Here is an 18,269-nt window from a genome sequence, read left to right on the forward strand (position 1 = left end):
GCTGTTTTGTTGTCGTTTGCGCACATTATGCCATGCTTGAAGGGGCTTTGTCAGCTAGCCTGAAAAGTCTGACAGTGGTAGGATGCACAGCAAACCAAGCAAGAGAAGACAGCTTATGTCAGAGCGCAAATCGCCAGAAGATAAATCCGAACTCACCAGCTCGCAGAGCTATGATCGCTTAACGGAATTTTTTGAGCACCAAGGCTTACTTGCCAGTGGCGCAGAAGTCCACGGTTTGCTGACCGGCATGGTTGCCAGTGGCGCAAGCATTGAAGGTGATGAGTGGCTATTGTTACTCAGTGATTTGATTAATGAAGGGCAGTCGTTTAAGCCCGAGCTACGCGATCATGTAAAACTGATGGCGACCGAGACTTGTGCCAGTTTGCGTGATCCTGATTTGGGTTTTCAGCTTATTTTACCCAGTGACCACGAGCCGTTGCATGAACGTCTGCAAGCGCTTACCGCATGGGTGCAATCGTTCTTAGTCGGTTTTGGCGTCAACCAAACGAATTTGGCAGGACTTTCTGGTGATTTACGTGAAGCCATTGATGACATGGTCGAAATTGCCAAGCTCGATATCACTATTGAAGATGATGAAGAAGCCGAGCGTGCTTACTTTGAAATCATGGAATATCTACGGATTTCCGCCATGCTTTGCTTCAACGAACTTGGGCAAAACGCTAATACCACCTGTAAAACCAATAAGACCTTACATTAAGTTCTGCTGCAAGGAGCATTGTTGTTATGGCTGTAGCTGTGCCTGTCGAGGAATACCAACGCCGTCGCGAGCAAGTTCTTAAACGCCTTGCTGCCGGCGACGAAAAGGCGATCGCAGTGATCCCAAGCGCACACATGGTTACGCGTAGTAACGATACCGAGTATCCCTTTCGGCAAAACAGTGATTTCTTTTACCTGACCGGCTTTAACGAGCCCGATGCGGTGCTGGTGCTGGCGCCTGATGCGGAGTTGTCGGTGCAGTTGTACTGCCAACCGAAAGACCCGCAACAAGAAGTCTGGCATGGCCGCCGTTTAGGTGTCGCGCGCGCGGTAGATGCGTTAGGGGTCGATGTTGCCCACGCCGTTGATGAGCTTGATGAGCACTTGTGGCAACTATTGGATGGCGTCCACACCGTTTATTGCGACCAGAGCAATCAGGATTTTTTCCAACACCTGTTGGGCTTAGCGGCGGAATTACGTAGCAGCGGTAAACGCGGCGTGCAACCGCCACAACGCTGGCAGGATATTTCGCCGTGGCTGCACACCATGCGCTTGGTGAAGTCGAATGCCGAGCTTGAATTGATGCGTGAAGCGGCGCGAATTAGCGTGTTGGCGCATCAACGGGCGATGAAATTTGTCGCACCGGGACGTTACGAATACCAAGTTGCCGCCGAACTGCATCACGAGTTTGCTATGCACGGCGCCGCTGCACCAGCCTACGGCACCATTTGTGGCAGTGGCGAAAACGCCTGTATTTTGCACTACACCGAAAATAGTGACGCACTAACCGACGGTGATTTGATCTTGATCGACGCCGGCGCGGAATATCAAGGCTATGCTGCCGACATTACCCGCACCTTCCCGGTGAATGGCACATTTAGCGAGCCGCAAAAGCAGCTCTACGAAGTGGTGTTGCAGGCGCAATTAGTTTCGTTGGACGTTATTCGGCCGGGCGCTACCTTGCAGCAAGCCCAAGATGTTGCCGCGCATGCTTTAACCGAAGGCCTTGTGGAGCTTGGCATACTGCACGGTTCAGTAAAGGACAATATCGAGCAAGCGACTTATCGCCGCTTCTTTATTCACGGCTTAGGCCATTGGCTCGGACTCGACGTACATGATGTGGGTGATGCCCGTCGCGGCGACAAATCTACGCCGTTCAAGCCCGGTATGGTGCTGACTGTGGAGCCTGGGTTGTATATTCCGGCCGATGCCGATGACGTTGATAGTCAGTGGCGGGGCATTGGTATTCGCATTGAAGATGACGTGGTGGTGACCGCTGATGGGCATGAGAATTTGACCGCGGCGGTCCCGAAAACAGTGGCAGAGATAGAAGCGTGGATGCAGAACAAGTAACACCTGTAGTCATTGCTGGCGGTGGCCTCGTTGGCTCGCTGATGGCGTTTTTGTTTGCCCAGCAACGACCTGATGTTGTGGTGAAAGTGGTGGAGCCGCAAGCGGATGGGCCTGTGCCCGATAAGCGTACGATTGCGTTGGCTGCGGCCACCGTTGATTTGCTCAATGCACAGGGGATTTGGCAGGAGCTTACTGACGAAGCCGAAGCGATTAAGCACATTCATGTGAGTGATCGCGGCTATTTAGGCGCGACGCGGTTACACGCTGAACAAGAAGGTGTGGCGGCGCTAGGTTATGTTGTTCCCGCCGCCGCGCTCAATAAAGCCTTGTATGATCGCTTACAAGCGTTACCGCAGGTCGAGTGGCTTGCCGGCAGCCAAGTCACTGGGCTGGAACAACAGCAACCGCATTGCAATGTCACATTACAAACGCCGAATGGCGAACAGCAGTTAAAAGCCCAGTTGGTGGTGGGTGCGGATGGCCAGCGGTCATTTGTGCGCGAGCAACTTGGCATTGGCGTACAAACCACCGACTATGGGCAAGTCGGCATTATTGCCAATATTAGCTTGGACAAGCCACTGGCTGGCTGGGCCTACGAGCGCTTTACCGAGACGGGACCGCTGGCGTTGTTGCCCCTACCGAAGCAACAAGCGTCATTGGTATGGAGTGTCGCCGAAGAACAAGCTGAACAAGTGCTGGCATTGCCAGATGACGAATTCTTGGCGCAACTACAGCACGCCTTCGGTTATCGCGCTGGGCGCTTTACTGGCGTCGGCCAGCGCCTGCAATTTCCTTTGCGTCTGCATTTAGCTGAGCGCAGTGTGGCGCATCGGGCTGTGTTGATTGGCAATGCCTCGCATACCTTACATCCGATTGCCGGACAGGGCTTTAACCTTGGCGTCCGCGATGCGATTTGTTTAAGTGACCAGCTCGCCAAAGCCGATGATCTTGGCAGCTACGCAACGCTCGCCGCATATTGGCGCGAGCGTGAAGACGACTACAAAAACATCATCGGCTTGACCGACATGCTGGTGCGTGGCTTTTCCAATCACTACTGGCCGTTAACCAAGTGTCGCAACCTCGCGTTGCTCGGCCTTGATGCACTGCCACCGTTACGCCAAGCCTTTGCGCGGCAAACGATGGGGCTAGCGCCGTTAGCACGCAGAGGAGGTGCATCATGAGCCAACGTTTTATCGTCGTCGGTGGTGGCATGATCGGTCTCGCTACCGCGTTAGGGTTGCGTCAGCAAGGACATCGCGTGGTGTTGCTGGAACGCGGCGCACAGCCGCAGTACACCGAAACCACGGAATTGCGTGTGAGCGCGATTGCGCACTCTAGCCGCCAGTTGCTGGAACAACTTGGCGTGTGGCAACGCTTGCCCGCAGATCGGCTTGGGCCATACCAAGCCATGGAAGTGTGGGACCACGATAGTTTTGGCCGTATTCATTTTGCTGCGGCAGAGGTCAATCAACCGGATCTTGGCGCGATTGCTGAAAACAAAGTCATCGAGGCTGAACTCTGGCAAGCTGCCGATGAAGCGGGCGTTGAGTTACATGCCAATACCGAGGTGCGTCAACACGAAAATGCGGCACCGCAGGTTACTGTGAAAACCGCGACTGAGCAGTTCACCGCGGATTACCTGATTGCTGCCGATGGCGTGCAATCGCCACTGCGCCAAGCGGAGGGCTTACCGCTTACGTTTTGGGACTACGAACAGCAAGGCTGTGTGGCTGTGATCAAATGCGCTAAACCGCATGGCGGCTGTGCGCGGCAAGTATTTTTACCGAGTGGGCCAGTGGCATGGTTGCCGTTAGGCGATCCCCATCACGTGTCGCTGGTATGGTCTGCTGACACCGAAGTCGCCGCCGAGCTGAAAGGCTTGAACGACAAGGAATTTACCAAGCGACTGCAAGCCGCAAGTGACGGTGCGCTAGGCGAACTTGAGCTGGTGTCACAACGGGCTTATTTTCCGCTACGCATGCAATACGCGCGGCGCTGGCTAGCTGGGCGCATGATTGTGTTGGGTGATGCCGCCCATAGCATTCATCCGCTCGCGGGGCAGGGGGCAAATCTTGGCTTTGGCGATGTGCAGGCGTTGCTAGCGCTAACCACAGAAGCATTCAGCCACGCCGATTTACGCAATTGGGAACGTGAGCGCAAAGTCGCAGCAGTACAAATGATCACCGCCATGGAAAGTTTTAAACGTGGTTTTGGCCATGCCAACCCATTGCTGAAACTGGTGCGCGGCATCGGTCTGAAAATCGCCAATGACGTGGCACCGCTCAAACGCAGCCTGATCAAATCCGCTCTTGGATAAAGGCCGCTAACTGTTGTGCGGCGGAGTTTTCCGCCGCGCGCGTCGATAACATCACACCGACTTCGCCAAGCTCCGGCAACGGCGTGCCATCGGCGCAGCGCTGAATCTTTTCTAAATGCGCGGGTACCGTGCTCTGCGCCAACACGGTAATGCCCAGACCACTTTCAATGGCCGCGGTGAGCCCGCTAAAGTCCGTGTTGGTATAGGTAATGCGCGATTGAATACCGGCATTGCGCAAGGCGCGCAACGCACGACGCCGATAAATACAGCCATCAGGCGCAACCACCAAGGGCAGCGGTGCAGGTAACAAATGACTCTCACTATTTCCGACCCAGACCAGCGGCTCTTGCCGCAACTCCAGCCATTGCATGGGATTGACCCATTGCGCGGCGTCTTTGCCACCACTTTCGGTGAGCGCAATAATCACATCAAAATCATCGGCATTGGCCACCAACTGTCGACTTAAGGCAGAGCTCACTTCCAGCGCCACGTTCGGATAGCCTTGGGCGAATTGCCCTAAGACTTGCGGCAACAGCTTGCTGGCAAACTCGCTGGTCATGCCCAGTCGCACGCGACCACTCAACTCCGGCTCCGTCAGCCGCGCAATGATCTGATCATTAAGACTGAGCATCGCCCGTGCCGCCTCAAGCAGTTCGTTACCGGCAGGTGTCAGTTGAATACGCCCACCGGTGCGGGCGTACAAACGCATACTGAGCATCTCTTCGAGCCGCTGCAATTGCAAACTGATGGCCGGTTGCGAGCGGCCAAGCTGCTGCCCCGCGGCAGTGAAGCTCTGCAAATCATAAACGCTAACAAAGGCGCGAAGACTGTCCAAAGAGAGCTGTTGCATGACCCAAACACCCCAAAAATCGCAAAAATATAATTAGAAGTAATACAAGCTGAAACATTATTTACAATCCAAATAATAGCATAAGGAATTTTAATTTGTTGCCAGCGCCTTAGAGTTTTATAATTGCGCCCACTTTTACGCGAAACAACAGGACATCGATGCCATGGCAAATCGTACCCCTTTATTCGACGCGCATGTGAAAGCTGGCGCAAAAATGGTCGACTTTCACGGTTGGGACATGCCGCTCAACTACGGTTCGCAAATCGAAGAGCACAATGCTGTACGCAAAGACTCGGGTGTGTTCGATGTCTCGCACATGACCATCGTTGACGTTGCTGGCGCGCAAGCCAAAGATTTCCTGCGCAAAATGCTGGCCAACGACGTCGCCAAACTCTCAGTACCAGGCAAGGCGCAGTACAACAGCATGCTGAACGAAAAGGGCGGCGTGATCGATGACCTTATCGTGTATTACTTTTCTGACGAATCGTACCGCTTGGTCGTAAACTCAGCGACCCGTGAGCGCGACGTGGCGTGGATCGAAAAAGTTGCCAGTGCGTTCGACGTGACCATTACCGAACAAACCGAACTTGCCATGGTGGCACTGCAAGGACCAAAAGCAGCCGAAAAACTGCGTTTGGTGCTCGGCGACGAAGCCTTTGCCCCAGTGGACGGCATGCGACCTTTCATGTCGGTGCAGGTTGGCGACTTATTCATTGCCACCACCGGTTACACCGGCGAAGCGGGCTACGAAATCGTTTTACCAGCGAGCGAAGTTGAAAAACTTTGGGACGACTTGTTGAACGTTGGCGTCCAGCCATGCGGCCTCGGCGCACGTGATACCTTGCGTTTGGAAGCTGGCATGAACCTGTACGGCCAAGACATGGACGAGAACATTACCCCGCTGGAAGCCAACATGGGTTGGAGCGTGGCGTTTGAACCAGAAGACCGCAATTTCATTGGTCGTGAAGCACTCGAAAAACAAAAAGCCGAAGGCCACGACAAGTTGGTCGGCTTGGTGATGCGCGAAAAAGGCGTACTGCGTCACGGTCAGAAAGTTGTCGTTGACGGCGGCGAAGGCGTGATCACCTCAGGTACCTTCTCGCCAACGCTAGGCTTCTCGATTGCTATGGCGCGTGTGCCTAATTCTGTCGGCGAAACCGCCGAAGTGGAAATGCGCAAAAAATTCGTTACAGTTAGCGTGGTGAAGCCAAGCTTCGTACGCAATGGTAAGGGTCTTGTGTAAGCGAGCACCTGCGAAACACAACAGAACAACTAATTTGAGGATCACAACATGAGCTCAATTCCAAAGGAATTAAAGTACGCATCGACCCACGAGTGGGTCCGTAACGAAGGTGATGGTGTGTTCACCGTAGGTATCTCTGAGCACGCTCAGGACTTACTTGGTGACATGGTGTTTGTTGAATTGCCAGAAGTGGGCGACAACGTCGCAGCAGGTGACGACGTTGCCGTAGCTGAATCAGTGAAAGCAGCTTCTGACATCTACGCACCGATTGGCGGCGAAATTATTGCCATCAACGAAGACCTCGAAGATGCACCAGAAACAGTGAACAGTGATCCTTATGGCGACGGTTGGCTATTTAAGATGAAAGCCGACGACCCAAGCGAAGTAGAGAGCTTGCTTGATGCCGAAGGTTATCAAGCAGTTATCGACGAAGACTAATTTGGCAATGGATTGCAAAACCCCGGTCACGCTACCGGGGTTTTGTGTTTCCTGACCTGTGTTTTAACCCCGAACCGAGGGACGAGAAGTAAATGACCACAGCAACGCTCAAGCAGTTAGAGAATCACGGCGAGTTTATTGGCCGTCACATTGGCCCAAGCGCCGAAGAACAGGCTGAAATGCTCGCGCTATTAGGTGCCGACTCACTCGAAGCACTGACCAAAGATACGGTTCCTGGCGCGATTTTGCGCGAACCTTTCTTACAAGTGGGTGAGCCGTTATCGGAACGTGAAGCCCTGGCGAAGCTGAAGACTATTGCACAGAAAAACAAAGTGCTGACCTCGTTCATCGGTATGGGTTACTACGACACCTTGGTACCGAACGTTATTTTGCGTAACGTGTTGGAAAATCCAGGTTGGTATACGGCTTACACGCCGTATCAGCCGGAAATTGCGCAAGGTCGCCTTGAAGCGATTTTGAACTTCCAACAAATGACCATGGATTTGACCGGCCTTGACCTCGCCAGCGCGTCATTACTTGACGAAGCGACTGCTGCGGCCGAAGCTATGGCCATGGCGAAGCGCGTGAGCAAGAGCAAATCCAACGCCTATTTCGTTGCTGACAACGTGTATCCACAAACCATCGACGTGGTGAAAACCCGCGCCGAAATGTTTGGCTTCGAAATCATCGTTGCTCCAGCGCGTGAAGCGGCGGACCATGACGTGTTTGGTGCTTTGTTCCAATACCCTGACCGTTACGGCCAACTGCACAACCTCGAGCAACTCATTGCCGACGTGCAAGCCAAGAAAGGTGTTGTTGCAGTTGCGGCTGACATCATGAGCTTGGTGATGCTGAAAGCGCCGGGTGAAATGGGTGCCGACATGGTACTGGGTTCAGCGCAGCGCTTCGGTGTACCTATGGGCTACGGCGGTCCACACGCAGCCTTCTTCGCAACCCGTGACAAGTACAAGCGTTCATTGCCAGGCCGTATTATCGGTGTCTCGAAAGACAGCCGCGGCAAGCTTGCCTTGCGTATGGCCATGCAAACCCGTGAACAACATATTCGCCGCGAGAAAGCCAACTCGAACATCTGTACCGCACAGGTGTTGTTGGCCAACATGGCATCGTTCTACGCGGTGTACCACGGTCCACAGGGCTTGCGCACCATCGCTGAGCGCATCCACCGCTTGACTGACATTGTGGCACTTGGCCTGCAAGACAAAGGCGTGAAGCTGGAAACCTCACATTGGTTCGACACCTTGACCTTCAAGCTTGAAGGCAACCAGCAAGAAATCATCGACCGAGCCGTGGCGCATGGTTTGAACTTGCGTGTCGACGGCGAAAAAGTGTTTGGCGTGAGCTTGGATGAAGCCAAGACCCGCGACGACGTTGAGAACCTATTCACCGCCTTGTTCGGCGACGATCACGGCCTTGACATCGACATGCTCGACTCACGTGTCGGTTCAGGTGACGTACAGTCCATTCCATCGGAATTACAGCGCACCAGCGCCATCTTGGAACACGAAGTGTTCAACACGCACCACTCAGAAACTGAGATGCTGCGTTACATCAAAAAGCTTGAGAACAAAGACTTAAGCTTGAACCACAGCATGATCTCGCTCGGCTCGTGCACCATGAAGCTGAACGCGACCGCCGAAATGATTCCAGTAACCTGGCCAGAATTCGGTCAGTTGCACCCGTTCTGTCCTGAAGATCAAGCCGCCGGTTACTACGAGTTGCTACGCACCTTGTCGACCTGGCTCATCGACATTACTGGCTACGACGCTATGTCAATGCAGCCGAACTCGGGCGCACAGGGCGAATACGCTGGCTTGTTAGCGATTCAGAAATACCACGAAAGCCGTGGCGACGCGCACCGCAACATCTGCTTGATCCCAAGCTCAGCGCACGGCACCAACCCAGCATCTGCACAAATGATGGGCATGAAAGTAGTGGTCGTTGACTGTGACAAGAACGGTAACGTCGACCTTGACGACTTGAAAGCCAAAGCCGCTGAAGCCGGCGATAACTTGTCATGCATCATGGTCACCTATCCATCAACGCACGGCGTTTACGAAGAAGGCATTCGCACCATTTGTGACGTAGTTCATGAGCACGGTGGTCAGGTCTACCTTGACGGTGCCAACATGAACGCGCAAGTGGGCGTGACCTCGCCAGGCTACATCGGTGCCGACGTATCGCACTTGAACCTGCACAAAACCTTCTGTATTCCACACGGTGGTGGCGGTCCTGGCATGGGCCCCATCGGTGTGAAGAAGCACTTGGCGCCTTTCTTGCCAAACCACAGCGTCGTGCCGATTCACGGTACTGGCCTGAATAACGGTGCCGTATCTGCCGCACCTTTCGGTAGCGCGAGCATTTTGCCAATCTCGTGGATGTACATTGTCATGATGGGTTCACGTGGCCTGCGCGAAGCGACCGAAGTGGCGATTTTGAACGCCAACTACATCGCCAAGAAGCTGAGCGGCCACTATCCGATCTTGTACAAAGGCCGTAACGACCGCGTTGCGCACGAGTGCATCATCGACTTGCGCCAGTTGAAAGACGCCGCCGACGTTGCCGAAATCGACATCGCCAAGCGCCTACAAGACTACGGCTTCCACTCACCAACCATGAGCTTCCCAGTCGCGGGCACCTTGATGGTCGAGCCAACCGAGTCAGAGTCGAAGTACGAACTGGATCGCTTCATCGAAGCCATGATCTCGATTCGCGAAGAAGTTCGCAAAGTCGAGCAAGGCGAGTGGCCGCAAGACAACAACCCGTTGCACCACGCGCCGCATACCTTGGCCGACATCACGGACACTTCATGGGACCGCCCATACGACCGCCACACCGCCGTCTATCCAGTCGCCGCCGTAGCTGAGAACAAGTTCTGGCCATCGGTGAACCGCATCGACGACGTGTACGGCGACCGTAACCTCATGTGTAGCTGCCCGGCGATTGATGATTATCGGTAACGCCTGATGGTAGTTGATTTTGCATGATGATGAATGCCCTCCGCTTGGAGGGCATTTTTGTTTTGGGCAATAAAAAAGCCCCGAACTTTGAAAGGTTGGGGCTTTTTCGACAAATAGTTTACGAAGGATGGTGGCTAGCTGTTCGCCGCCTTTTTCTGACGCTCAACAACGGCATTTTGCTCTGCAATAGCGCCGTCAATCACGCGTGCGTAAACGCGTTTTTTCTCGCGCGATTTAGCGTTGTGTACGAAGTTCGATAGGTTCGAACTTTCGGTGGCTTTCTTTTTGAATATTCCAAGCATTGTCGATTACCTTACTATTTCCATGCTCTAACCCATCTTTGTACAGTCCTACTGTACCGTCAAGGGCGCGCTATTCTATCAGCTCAAGAAGCTGTTGGCGAGTGTATCGTTCTACAATGTAGCGCTCTATCTCGTCAACATTATCATGGTAGAAGCGCGTGTGCCCCTTATTGTTTTTTACCAACAAATCTACCTGTATTCGACTGCCAAACTTACCTTTTAGTTCAATTACGACAGTTTGCGCACCTAAGAACTGGTCAACGAACACCGCGGGTTCAATTCTACGACCTTCTTCTTTTTCCCGCTCCAGGTGAACCTGCCATAAATACTGAAACAGGTTGTTTCTCAGCTGGAAACTGTAGTTTATCCGTTAGCGTCCGCGCAATCTGCGTCCTGTTCGCTTTCGCGAACTTAATGGCTTGCGCAGCTATCTGTTCTTCATCTGGTGAGAGCTTCATCACTGCGGGCCCTCGTAATTGTAATGACGCTGCCACTGCTCTATTTCATGTGTCGTTTCGTTTAGCGTTCTAAACCAGTTCTGGTCAAGACATTCATTCCTAAACCTACCATTCAAACTCTCAACAAAGGCGTTCTGTGTTGGTTTTCCTGGCTGAATAAAACCCAACCTTACATCGTTGTTTTTGCTCTAAAAAAAACTGGCTTTGCTGGTAAATTCGGTTCCATTATCGCAGCCAATATGTTTTGGCTTGCTGCGCTCGTCGATAAACTGAGACAAAAAGCGCGATACTTGCTGTCCTGAAATCGATACTGAGACAAGTTGTCCAACCATTTCCCGGCTAAAGTCATCGACAACATTCAAGACTCTGAAACGTCGGCCACTTGCCAGCTGGTCAGACACAAAGTCCATCGACCATCGTTCATTCACACGTTGCGGTGCGTCCATAACGACGCGAGGTCGTGTCAGCTTTTTACGTTTCTTGGTCCGAACCTGAAGCCCTTGTTCAGTATAAAGGCGATGGGTTCGTTTCTTATTTTGTACAAACCCTTCGCGCTTAAGCAGCCATGCAACAGTGAATAGCTATACCGTGGATATTCCACGGCAAGCTCCTAGGCGAGTTGTTACCCGCTCGTCATCTAGCTGCTTTGGCTTATATCGGTACGTTGTTCTCAAGTTACATCTCGGATGTCTGGCAGTTGTTTGCCGAATATAGCCACAGTGACCGATTCTGATGCCTGATGGTGTTGAGCCATGGCCTGCAAATAAAGTGAACATTAAATAGACAGGAGTTTTATTGTGGTTTATATTTTTACTATTAAAAGTAAAAGTATAAACCTTTAGGGAGCAACCTGTGTTCGCAGAACGTTTCGTTCGGGCGCGTAAAGCGTCTGGCCTATCTATGCAAGCTTTGGCCGATAAGGTTGGGCTGTCGGCTAATGCGATCAAGAAATATGAGCATGGTGATGCCATGCCTTCTTCGTCTAATTTAATGAAGCTGTCCAAAGCTCTGAATGTGCGCAGTGAATACTTTTTTCGACCTACTAAAATTGAGGTTGAAGGTATTGAGTATCGTAAGCGCGCAAGCATTTCGCAAAAGATCCTGAATAAGATTCGAAGTGATGTGCTGGATCAAGCGGAGCGGTGGTACGAGCTTTTAGATCTTTTTCCTGACTCAGCTAAACCTATTGCTAACTTTGAGCTACCGCAAGATCTTCCAGAATCAATCACCGATTACGAAGAAATTGATAGCGTAGCTGATTGCATGCGTGAACATTGGCAACTTGGTTTAAATCCAGTCCAAGATATGGTCGATACTTTTGAGTCACGTGGTCTGATGGTCATCTTGACGTACATCGAGACCGACAAGAAGTTTGATGGTTTAGCGGGAACTATAAAAGAGCAGCCACTGATAGTCATTTCTGGTTCACAAGCCGGCGACCGTCAACGGTTTACCCTTGCCCATGAGCTTGGCCATTTGGTCTTACGTGACCGGTTAGCTAATTCAATAGATGAAGAGAAGGCGTGTGATCGCTTTGCAGGTGCATTTTTATTGCCGACCTCAGCTGTCAAACGCGAACTGGGCGAAAAGCGTAGTCAACTGGAATCACGTGAACTCTATATGCTCAAGGGCGAGTATGGTATCAGTATGGCGGGCATTACTATACGTGCGCAGCAATGCCGAATTATAACTAGCGGCTATTATGCTCACGTAATGCGTTACTTCAGTAAGCAGGGCTGGCGAAAGCAAGAGCCTGGCGATGCTTATCCGTCAGAGCAGACATTTTTGTTTAAACAACTGGTCTATCGAGCATTAAGCGAAGAGTACATTGGAGAGTCTAAAGCGGCTGAGCTATTAGGTATGTCATTAGCCAGCTTTCACAAGGAACGTAAGCTCGAGGTAACAGGTGACTCAACAACTACTTGTTAGCGACGCAAATATATTGATTGATATGGCAGAGGGCGGACTGCTTGAGCAATTTTTTGCATTGCCGTTTGAATTCATTATTCCTGACATCTTGTTTGAAGAAGAGCTTGCTGATGAACACCCTCACTTTCCGGAACTGGGATTAAAACTTGAGGTGCTATCGGGCGAATTGATGGTACAAGCCTTTGAAATGATTACGAGGCACTCAAAGCCAAGTAGAAATGATGTGTTCGCAATGTGTTTGGCGATGAATAAGGGGTGCCCACTACTTACTGGCGATAGAGATTTGCGAGTGGCGGCGCAACAAGAAGGTATCGTGGTAAAAGGAACAATAGGAATGGTCGAGGCCATGATTCAACACAACATCATTACAGCGGAGCAAGCGAAACATTCGTTTCAGCGAATGAAGGAAGCTGGAAGGCGTTTACCATGGGAATTGATAGAGGCACGCATTTCCCCACCCCTATGACAACCATCCTATTGACCTTATCCCTACATCGGCTACTCTGTAAGAAAAAAGTAAACCCGCTAGCGATCAATACTTTGCAAAGGAGCATGGACGATTAAACGTGTCGATATTGAAGAGGCGCTACACGGTCTAGCCGAGAATTTGCGTGAGGCGCGTGAGTTAGCCTTTATTGAAAACCTTGCAAAGCTGCTCAGTGAGTTGCTGCGGGCTGATCATGTCATGATCGCAGAAGTTTTTGATGATGCCCCCGAAACTGCCCAAATCGTCACCTTTTATTCCCGAGGCGAGTTCCAACCTCCTGTAAGTTATGAACTTAATGGCTCGCCGTGTGAGCAGGTGTTGTCGACGGAGTCCTGTGTGTTCAGGGAAGGTGTTTGCGAGTCGTTTCCGCAGGATGCGATGCTGCAGCATCTAGGCGCTGCCAGCTATATCGGGGTGCCAATGCTGACGGCGGATCAGAATAAATTAGGTTTGTTGGCGATTCTGAATGACCAACCAGCGGATTATGATAGCACGGTACTGGAGTTGCTGCAGGTGGCGGCGGCGCAAGCGGCGGCAGAGCTTGCGCAATTGCGTATTTCGCGCAACTTGCAAGAAAGCCAGCGGCGTTTGCAGACCTTGATGAACTCGCTACCGGGGATGGCGTATCGTTGCAAGAACGATGAGCATTGGACCATGGAAATTGTCAGTCGTGGGGTGTTTGACCTGACTGGCTATCGGCCGCAAGACCTGATTCAGAATAAGCGCATCTCGTGGGCGCGCTTGATTCATCCGGAAGACCAAAACACGGTGAACGAGGCGATTGAACAGGCGACGCTACGCCACCAATACTTTCGCATCGCTTACCGCATTATCTGTGCAGATGACCAGATCCGCTGGGTCTGGGAACAGGGCAAGGGCGTCGAGAATGCTGAGGGTAAAGTCACGCACTTTGAAGGCTTTATTCTGGACGTTACTGAGCAACATCAGCATCAAGAGCACATCGCCGAAATCGCCTTTCGCGACGAATTAACCGGGCTCGCCAATCGTGCAGCCTTGCTCGATCATTTGCAGAATGAATACGAGCACAACCCGCAACAAGACTATTTATTGGTGCTGCTGGACCTCAAATATTTTCGCAATGTGAACGAGCGCTTTGGCTTGCATGCCGGCGATCGTTTGTTGCGCTTGGTGGCACAACGACTGCAAGACGGGGCCAGCAGCTATGATGACATGGTCGAAATCGCGCGCGTAACCGGCGATGAGTTCGTCGTGCTGGTCAAAAATAGCGCCGAAAAAGTGGAGCAGTTTCTGACGGTTGCCGGTCACCTGAAGCAGTTTTTTGATACGCCGTTATTGATCGGTGAGCATCAACTTGATGTGCATTTGCGTATGAGTGGCTCGTTTTCGTATCGCGCCGAATCGGCTGCTGAGTTGTTACAGCAGGCAAGCATCGCGATGTATGAAGCGAAACAGCATGAGCTGAATTATTGTGTGTTTGATGAAGCCTTGCAGCGTAAGGTCTCTGCCGAGCGCCATCAAACCGAGCGCTTTTTGCAAGCGCTGGCGCAAGGTGAGCTAAGTATTGCCTTACAGCCGCAAATCGACTTAGCCACTGGGCAATGCGTCGGAGCCGAGGCACTTTGCCGCTGGCATGATCAAGAGTTAGGCCACGTCAGCCCGGGTATTTTCATCGACATTGCGCGCAAGCAAGGTGTGCTTGCCGAGCTAGGCATACAAGTGCTGACCAAAACCTGCAGCCTGATGAAACAGTGGCAGCAACGCTACGGTCAGCTCCCTAAAGTTTCGGTCAACGTGGGCGCACAACAATTTGCCGCACCCGACGTAGTGGAAGATTTTCTCAGTATTTGTAAGGGGATTGACGCACAAGCCGTCACCCTTGAAATCACCGAAAGTGATTTAATGATTGATCCGCAGTTGGCCCTCACGGTTACTCGGCGCTTGCGTGACCACGGTTTCCGCTTAGCGATTGATGACTTTGGTACTGGCTATTCGTCGCTGGCCTACTTGCAGCAATTTGCCGTCGATATTCTGAAAATCGATATGTCCTTTGTGCAAGCGATGATCAAAGATGAGTCGAGTAAAACGTTGGTGAATACCATCATCGCGATGGCGCAAACCCTCGGACTTGAAACTATCGCCGAAGGCATTGAAACTGCAGAGCAAGCGCAACTGCTGAAAGAGCTTGGTTGCCAAGGTGGGCAAGGGTATTATTTTGGTCGCCCGGTGCCGCCTGAAGAATTCGCGAAGACTTGGCTAGAATAAAAACAACAACAATTAACTAGGTCGCTATCGAAAGGTCGTTATGACTACATCCTCAACTGCTGCCAGACTGAAAAGTTTAGGGCCTGGCATTATCCTCGCCGCTGCCGCTGTGGGCGCCTCTCATCTTGTCGCATCCACACAAGCGGGCGCGTTATTTGGCTGGGAGTTATGGTGGTTAATCCTCCTCGTCAACGTTTTAAAGTATCCGTTCTTTCGTTTTGGCGTGACCTATACGCTGACCCGCAACGAAAGTTTAGTAAGTGGTTACTATCGCAAGCATAAGCTGTACTTGTGGGCCTTCACGCTGCTCAATATCATCGCTGCGGTGGTGAATACGGCGGGTGTGCTGCTGCTCACGGCGAGCCTGCTGCAGCTGTTCTTACCGGAACTAAGCTTGGCGCTGCTGTGTTGGGTCATTTTACTCGCCTGCTTACTGATTTTGCTCGGTGGCCAATACCGCAGCCTCGATGCTATTGCCAAATGGATCATGGTGACGCTGTCGCTGGCAACCATTGTGGCGGTCGTTATTGCTTGGCAAAACCATGTGCCACCTGCGACAGATTTTGTCGCACCATCGCCGTGGGAGCTGTCAGCGCTGGCGTTCTTGGTGGCGATGATGGGTTGGATGCCGGTGCCAATAGAACTCTCAGCGATTAACTCCTTATGGCTGCGCAGCAAGCAAAAGCTGACGGCGGTGACGCTGAAAGACGGCTTATTCGACTTTAATTTGGGCTATTGGAGCACGGCTTTTCTAGCTTTGGTTTTCCTCGCTTTGGGTGCCTTGGTACAGTTCGGTGCGCCGCAGCCGATTGCCATGGCCGGAACCAAATTTGCTGAGCAGTTTGTTGCCATGTACAGCGCCACCATTGGCGCTTGGTCAGAGTATTTGGTCGGCGCGATTGCGTTTTTATGCATGTTCGGCACCACCTTGGCGGTGTTAGATGGCTATGCGCGCACCTTGCGCGAGAGCCATCGCTTGATCACCAAACGCCGCACCAGCTTGCGTTACTGGGTGCTCGGCCAGTCGGTGGCAGGCATGTTAGTGATTCTTTACTTTCAGGCGGCACTCGGGCCAATGTTGAGTTTTGCGATGACACTGGCGTTTCTGACCACGCCGTTCTTTGCTTGGTTGAACTACATGCTCGTGCGCAAACAGCACATGCCTGCGGCGATGCATACATGGGCGTGGATTGGCCTGACGTATCTGCTTGGCTTCGCGTTACTGTTTATCTACTGGCGTCTGTTTACCTAAGCGCTAACTTAAGCTCTAAGTGAAAGCCCTCGCCCCTAACTTCGTGCGGGTTATCTGCAATTTAGGGGCGTTGACCTCACTGTGCTTGAGGTTTCTCTACGCATCTCTTTTAATGGGATGATTCCAACAAGAATGAGGTTGAATCCATGAAATTAGTTTCACAAGCGGTTGCGGCGACCTGTGTTGCGGCAACTTTAATGCTGAGCCCGTTCGCCTACGCCGAGCAAAGCGACAGCATACCAAGCGCAAAAATTGCTGCTGATGATGTGGTTGTGACAGAGCATCGTGCCAACATCAACGGCGAGCGCTTCGAATACACCGCAACGACCGGCACGCAGCCCGTGTTTGATGACAATGGTGATGCAACCGCAACGTTGTTTTTCACTTATTACGAGCGTCAAGACGTTAAAAACCGTGAAGAACGTCCGCTGTTGATTTCATTCAACGGTGGTCCTGGCTCGGCGTCGGTATGGATGCACATTGCCTACACTGGTCCAAAATCGTTACGCGTTGACGACGAAGGCTTCCCGATCATGCCTTACGGTGTGAAGGACAACCCGCACTCAGTGCTCGACGTTGCTGATATCGTGTTTGTGAACCCAGTCAACACTGGCTATTCACGCGTGTTGCCGAACGAGAAGGGCGAAATGCCATCGCGTGACCAGCAGCAGAAAATGTTCTTCGGCGTCAATGCCGATGTGAGTTACTTGGCGGATTGGGTCAATACGTTCGTGACCCGTCATGAGCGCTGGCGCTCGCCGAAGTACCTGATTGGTGAAAGCTACGGTACCACCCGTGTATCTGGCTTGGCGTTAGAGCTGCAAAACCGTCAATGGATGTATCTGAATGGGGTGGTTTTGGTATCACCAACCGAGATCGGCATCAATCGTGAAGGTCCAGTCGAGGCAGCCAACCGCCTACCGTACTTCGCTGCTACCGCTTGGTATCACGATGCTTTGAGCGACGATCTGCAAAGCAAAGATTTACTCGAAGTGCTTGAGGAAGTCGAAGCTTACACCCTCAACACGTACTTGCCTGCGCTTGCCAAAGGCGCAATGTTGCCTGCCGACGAGCGTGACGCCGTTGCTGCTGAAGTGGCGCGTTTCTCTGGCTTGAGCAAGCAAACCGTCTTACGTGCCAACTTAGATATTAATCCGCGCTTCTTCTGGAAAGAATTGCTACGCGACCGCGGTCAAACGGTAGGTCGTTTAGACTCGCGTTATCTTGGTATCGACCGTGACGACGTAGGCGATAGCCCAGACTACAACGCTGAGCTAACGTCTTGGTTGCACTCGTTCACACCAGCAATTAACTACTACTTGCGTGAAGAACTCGGCTACAAAACCGACGTGAAGTACAACATGTTCGGCCCAGTACACCCGTGGGATCGCACGAATAACAATACTGGCGAGAACTTACGTCAGGCGATGGCGCAAAACCCGTATTTGAACGTGCTGATTCAGTCGGGCTACTACGATGGTGCCACCAACTACTTCGACGCGAAGTACACTGGTTGGCATCTCGACCCAAGCGCACGCATGGAAGATCGCATCGACTTTAAAGGTTATCGCAGCGGTCACATGATGTATTTGCGCGCGGAAGATTTGCAGTTAGCCAACGATGACCTGCGCGACTTCATCAAAGCTACTTTGCCAGCGAAAGGCGAAGCGGCTAAATACGAATAATGGGAAGGTTCTAAAG

At 52.0% G+C, this 18,269-nt stretch carries 15 protein-coding genes and 1 pseudogene; 12 read left to right on the top strand and 4 right to left on the bottom strand.

The features are described 5' to 3' along the window. The first annotated feature begins 115 nt into the window (after positions 1-115). From NV375_RS12015 to NV375_RS12030, 4 genes are read left to right on the top strand one after another with little or no spacing between them, the layout of a single operon-like run. Entirely contained in the window at positions 116-718 is a 603-nt protein-coding gene (locus tag NV375_RS12015) for a UPF0149 family protein (protein ID WP_258808423.1), read from the top strand. Positions 719-744: 26 nt separating this feature from the next. Then, on the top strand, positions 745-2,070 hold the full coding sequence (pepP, locus tag NV375_RS12020) for a Xaa-Pro aminopeptidase (protein ID WP_258808424.1): 1,326 nt from the start codon (positions 745-747) through the stop codon (positions 2,068-2,070). Beyond that, on the top strand, positions 2,052-3,251 hold the full coding sequence (ubiH, locus tag NV375_RS12025; RefSeq protein WP_258808425.1) for a 2-octaprenyl-6-methoxyphenyl hydroxylase: 1,200 nt from the start codon (positions 2,052-2,054) through the stop codon (positions 3,249-3,251). The genes pepP and ubiH overlap by 19 nt, the downstream gene beginning before the upstream one ends. Further along, positions 3,248-4,387 carry an FAD-dependent oxidoreductase gene (locus tag NV375_RS12030; protein ID WP_258808426.1) on the top strand — a complete coding sequence of 380 codons (1,140 nt, stop codon included), beginning with the start codon at positions 3,248-3,250 and terminating at the stop codon, positions 4,385-4,387. The genes ubiH and NV375_RS12030 overlap by 4 nt, the downstream gene beginning before the upstream one ends. Here NV375_RS12030 and NV375_RS12035 read toward each other — a convergent pair. Beyond that, positions 4,368-5,237: a LysR family transcriptional regulator gene (locus NV375_RS12035; RefSeq protein ID WP_258808427.1), complete on the bottom strand. Its 870-nt coding sequence runs from the start codon at positions 5,235-5,237 to the stop codon at positions 4,368-4,370. The two genes, NV375_RS12030 and NV375_RS12035, sit on opposite strands and share 20 nt — an antisense overlap. A 163-nt stretch (positions 5,238-5,400) precedes the next feature. On the opposite strand from NV375_RS12035, the gene gcvT reads away from it, so the two are divergent. From gcvT to gcvP, 3 genes are all read left to right on the top strand, one after another. Beyond that, entirely contained in the window at positions 5,401-6,480 is a 1,080-nt protein-coding gene (gene gcvT, locus NV375_RS12040; RefSeq protein ID WP_258808428.1) for a glycine cleavage system aminomethyltransferase GcvT, read from the top strand. 48 nt (positions 6,481-6,528) lie between these two features. Next, the gene (gcvH, locus tag NV375_RS12045; RefSeq protein WP_126773778.1) at positions 6,529-6,918 is read left to right on the top strand and encodes a glycine cleavage system protein GcvH; all 390 of its coding nucleotides are present in this window, start codon (positions 6,529-6,531) and stop codon (positions 6,916-6,918) included. A gap of 92 nt (positions 6,919-7,010) precedes the next feature. Next, complete coding sequence (gene gcvP / locus NV375_RS12050; protein WP_258808429.1) at positions 7,011-9,896, top strand: aminomethyl-transferring glycine dehydrogenase; 2,886 nt, start codon at positions 7,011-7,013, stop codon at positions 9,894-9,896. 134 nt (positions 9,897-10,030) lie between these two features. Here gcvP and NV375_RS12055 read toward each other — a convergent pair whose 3' ends face one another. The 3 genes and pseudogenes from NV375_RS12055 to NV375_RS12065 all read right to left on the bottom strand — a co-directional run. Further along, positions 10,031-10,198, bottom strand: coding sequence for a hypothetical protein (locus tag NV375_RS12055; protein WP_258808430.1), 168 nt, complete (start codon positions 10,196-10,198; stop codon positions 10,031-10,033). A 281-nt stretch (positions 10,199-10,479) separates the two neighbouring features. After that, complete coding sequence (locus tag NV375_RS12060) at positions 10,480-10,656, bottom strand: zeta toxin family protein (RefSeq protein WP_258808472.1); 177 nt, start codon at positions 10,654-10,656, stop codon at positions 10,480-10,482. Further along, positions 10,656-11,327: pseudogene (locus tag NV375_RS12065) on the bottom strand (IS3 family transposase); the annotation flags it as partial. The pseudogene NV375_RS12065 and the gene NV375_RS12060, both read right to left, overlap by 1 nt. 181 nt (positions 11,328-11,508) lie before the next feature. Here NV375_RS12065 and NV375_RS12070 point away from each other — a divergent pair. From NV375_RS12070 to NV375_RS12090, 5 genes are all read left to right on the top strand, one after another. Further along, entirely contained in the window at positions 11,509-12,585 is a 1,077-nt protein-coding gene (locus NV375_RS12070; RefSeq protein WP_258808431.1) for an XRE family transcriptional regulator, read from the top strand. Then, positions 12,563-13,051, top strand: coding sequence for a PIN domain-containing protein (locus NV375_RS12075; RefSeq protein WP_258808432.1), 489 nt, complete (start codon positions 12,563-12,565; stop codon positions 13,049-13,051). Before NV375_RS12070 ends, NV375_RS12075 begins: the two co-directional genes overlap by 23 nt. 141 nt (positions 13,052-13,192) lie before the next feature. After that, entirely contained in the window at positions 13,193-15,316 is a 2,124-nt protein-coding gene (locus NV375_RS12080) for a bifunctional diguanylate cyclase/phosphodiesterase (protein WP_258808433.1), read from the top strand. 40 nt (positions 15,317-15,356) lie between these two features. Continuing rightward, entirely contained in the window at positions 15,357-16,568 is a 1,212-nt protein-coding gene (locus tag NV375_RS12085) for an NRAMP family divalent metal transporter (protein ID WP_258808434.1), read from the top strand. Positions 16,569-16,714: 146 nt separating this feature from the next. After that, the gene (locus tag NV375_RS12090) at positions 16,715-18,253 is read left to right on the top strand and encodes a S10 family peptidase (protein ID WP_258808435.1); all 1,539 of its coding nucleotides are present in this window, start codon (positions 16,715-16,717) and stop codon (positions 18,251-18,253) included. Positions 18,254-18,269 lie beyond the last annotated feature (16 nt).

Source organism: Pseudidiomarina sp. CB1 (assembly GCF_024752025.1).
Taxonomy (GTDB): Bacteria; Pseudomonadota; Gammaproteobacteria; order Enterobacterales; family Alteromonadaceae; genus Pseudidiomarina.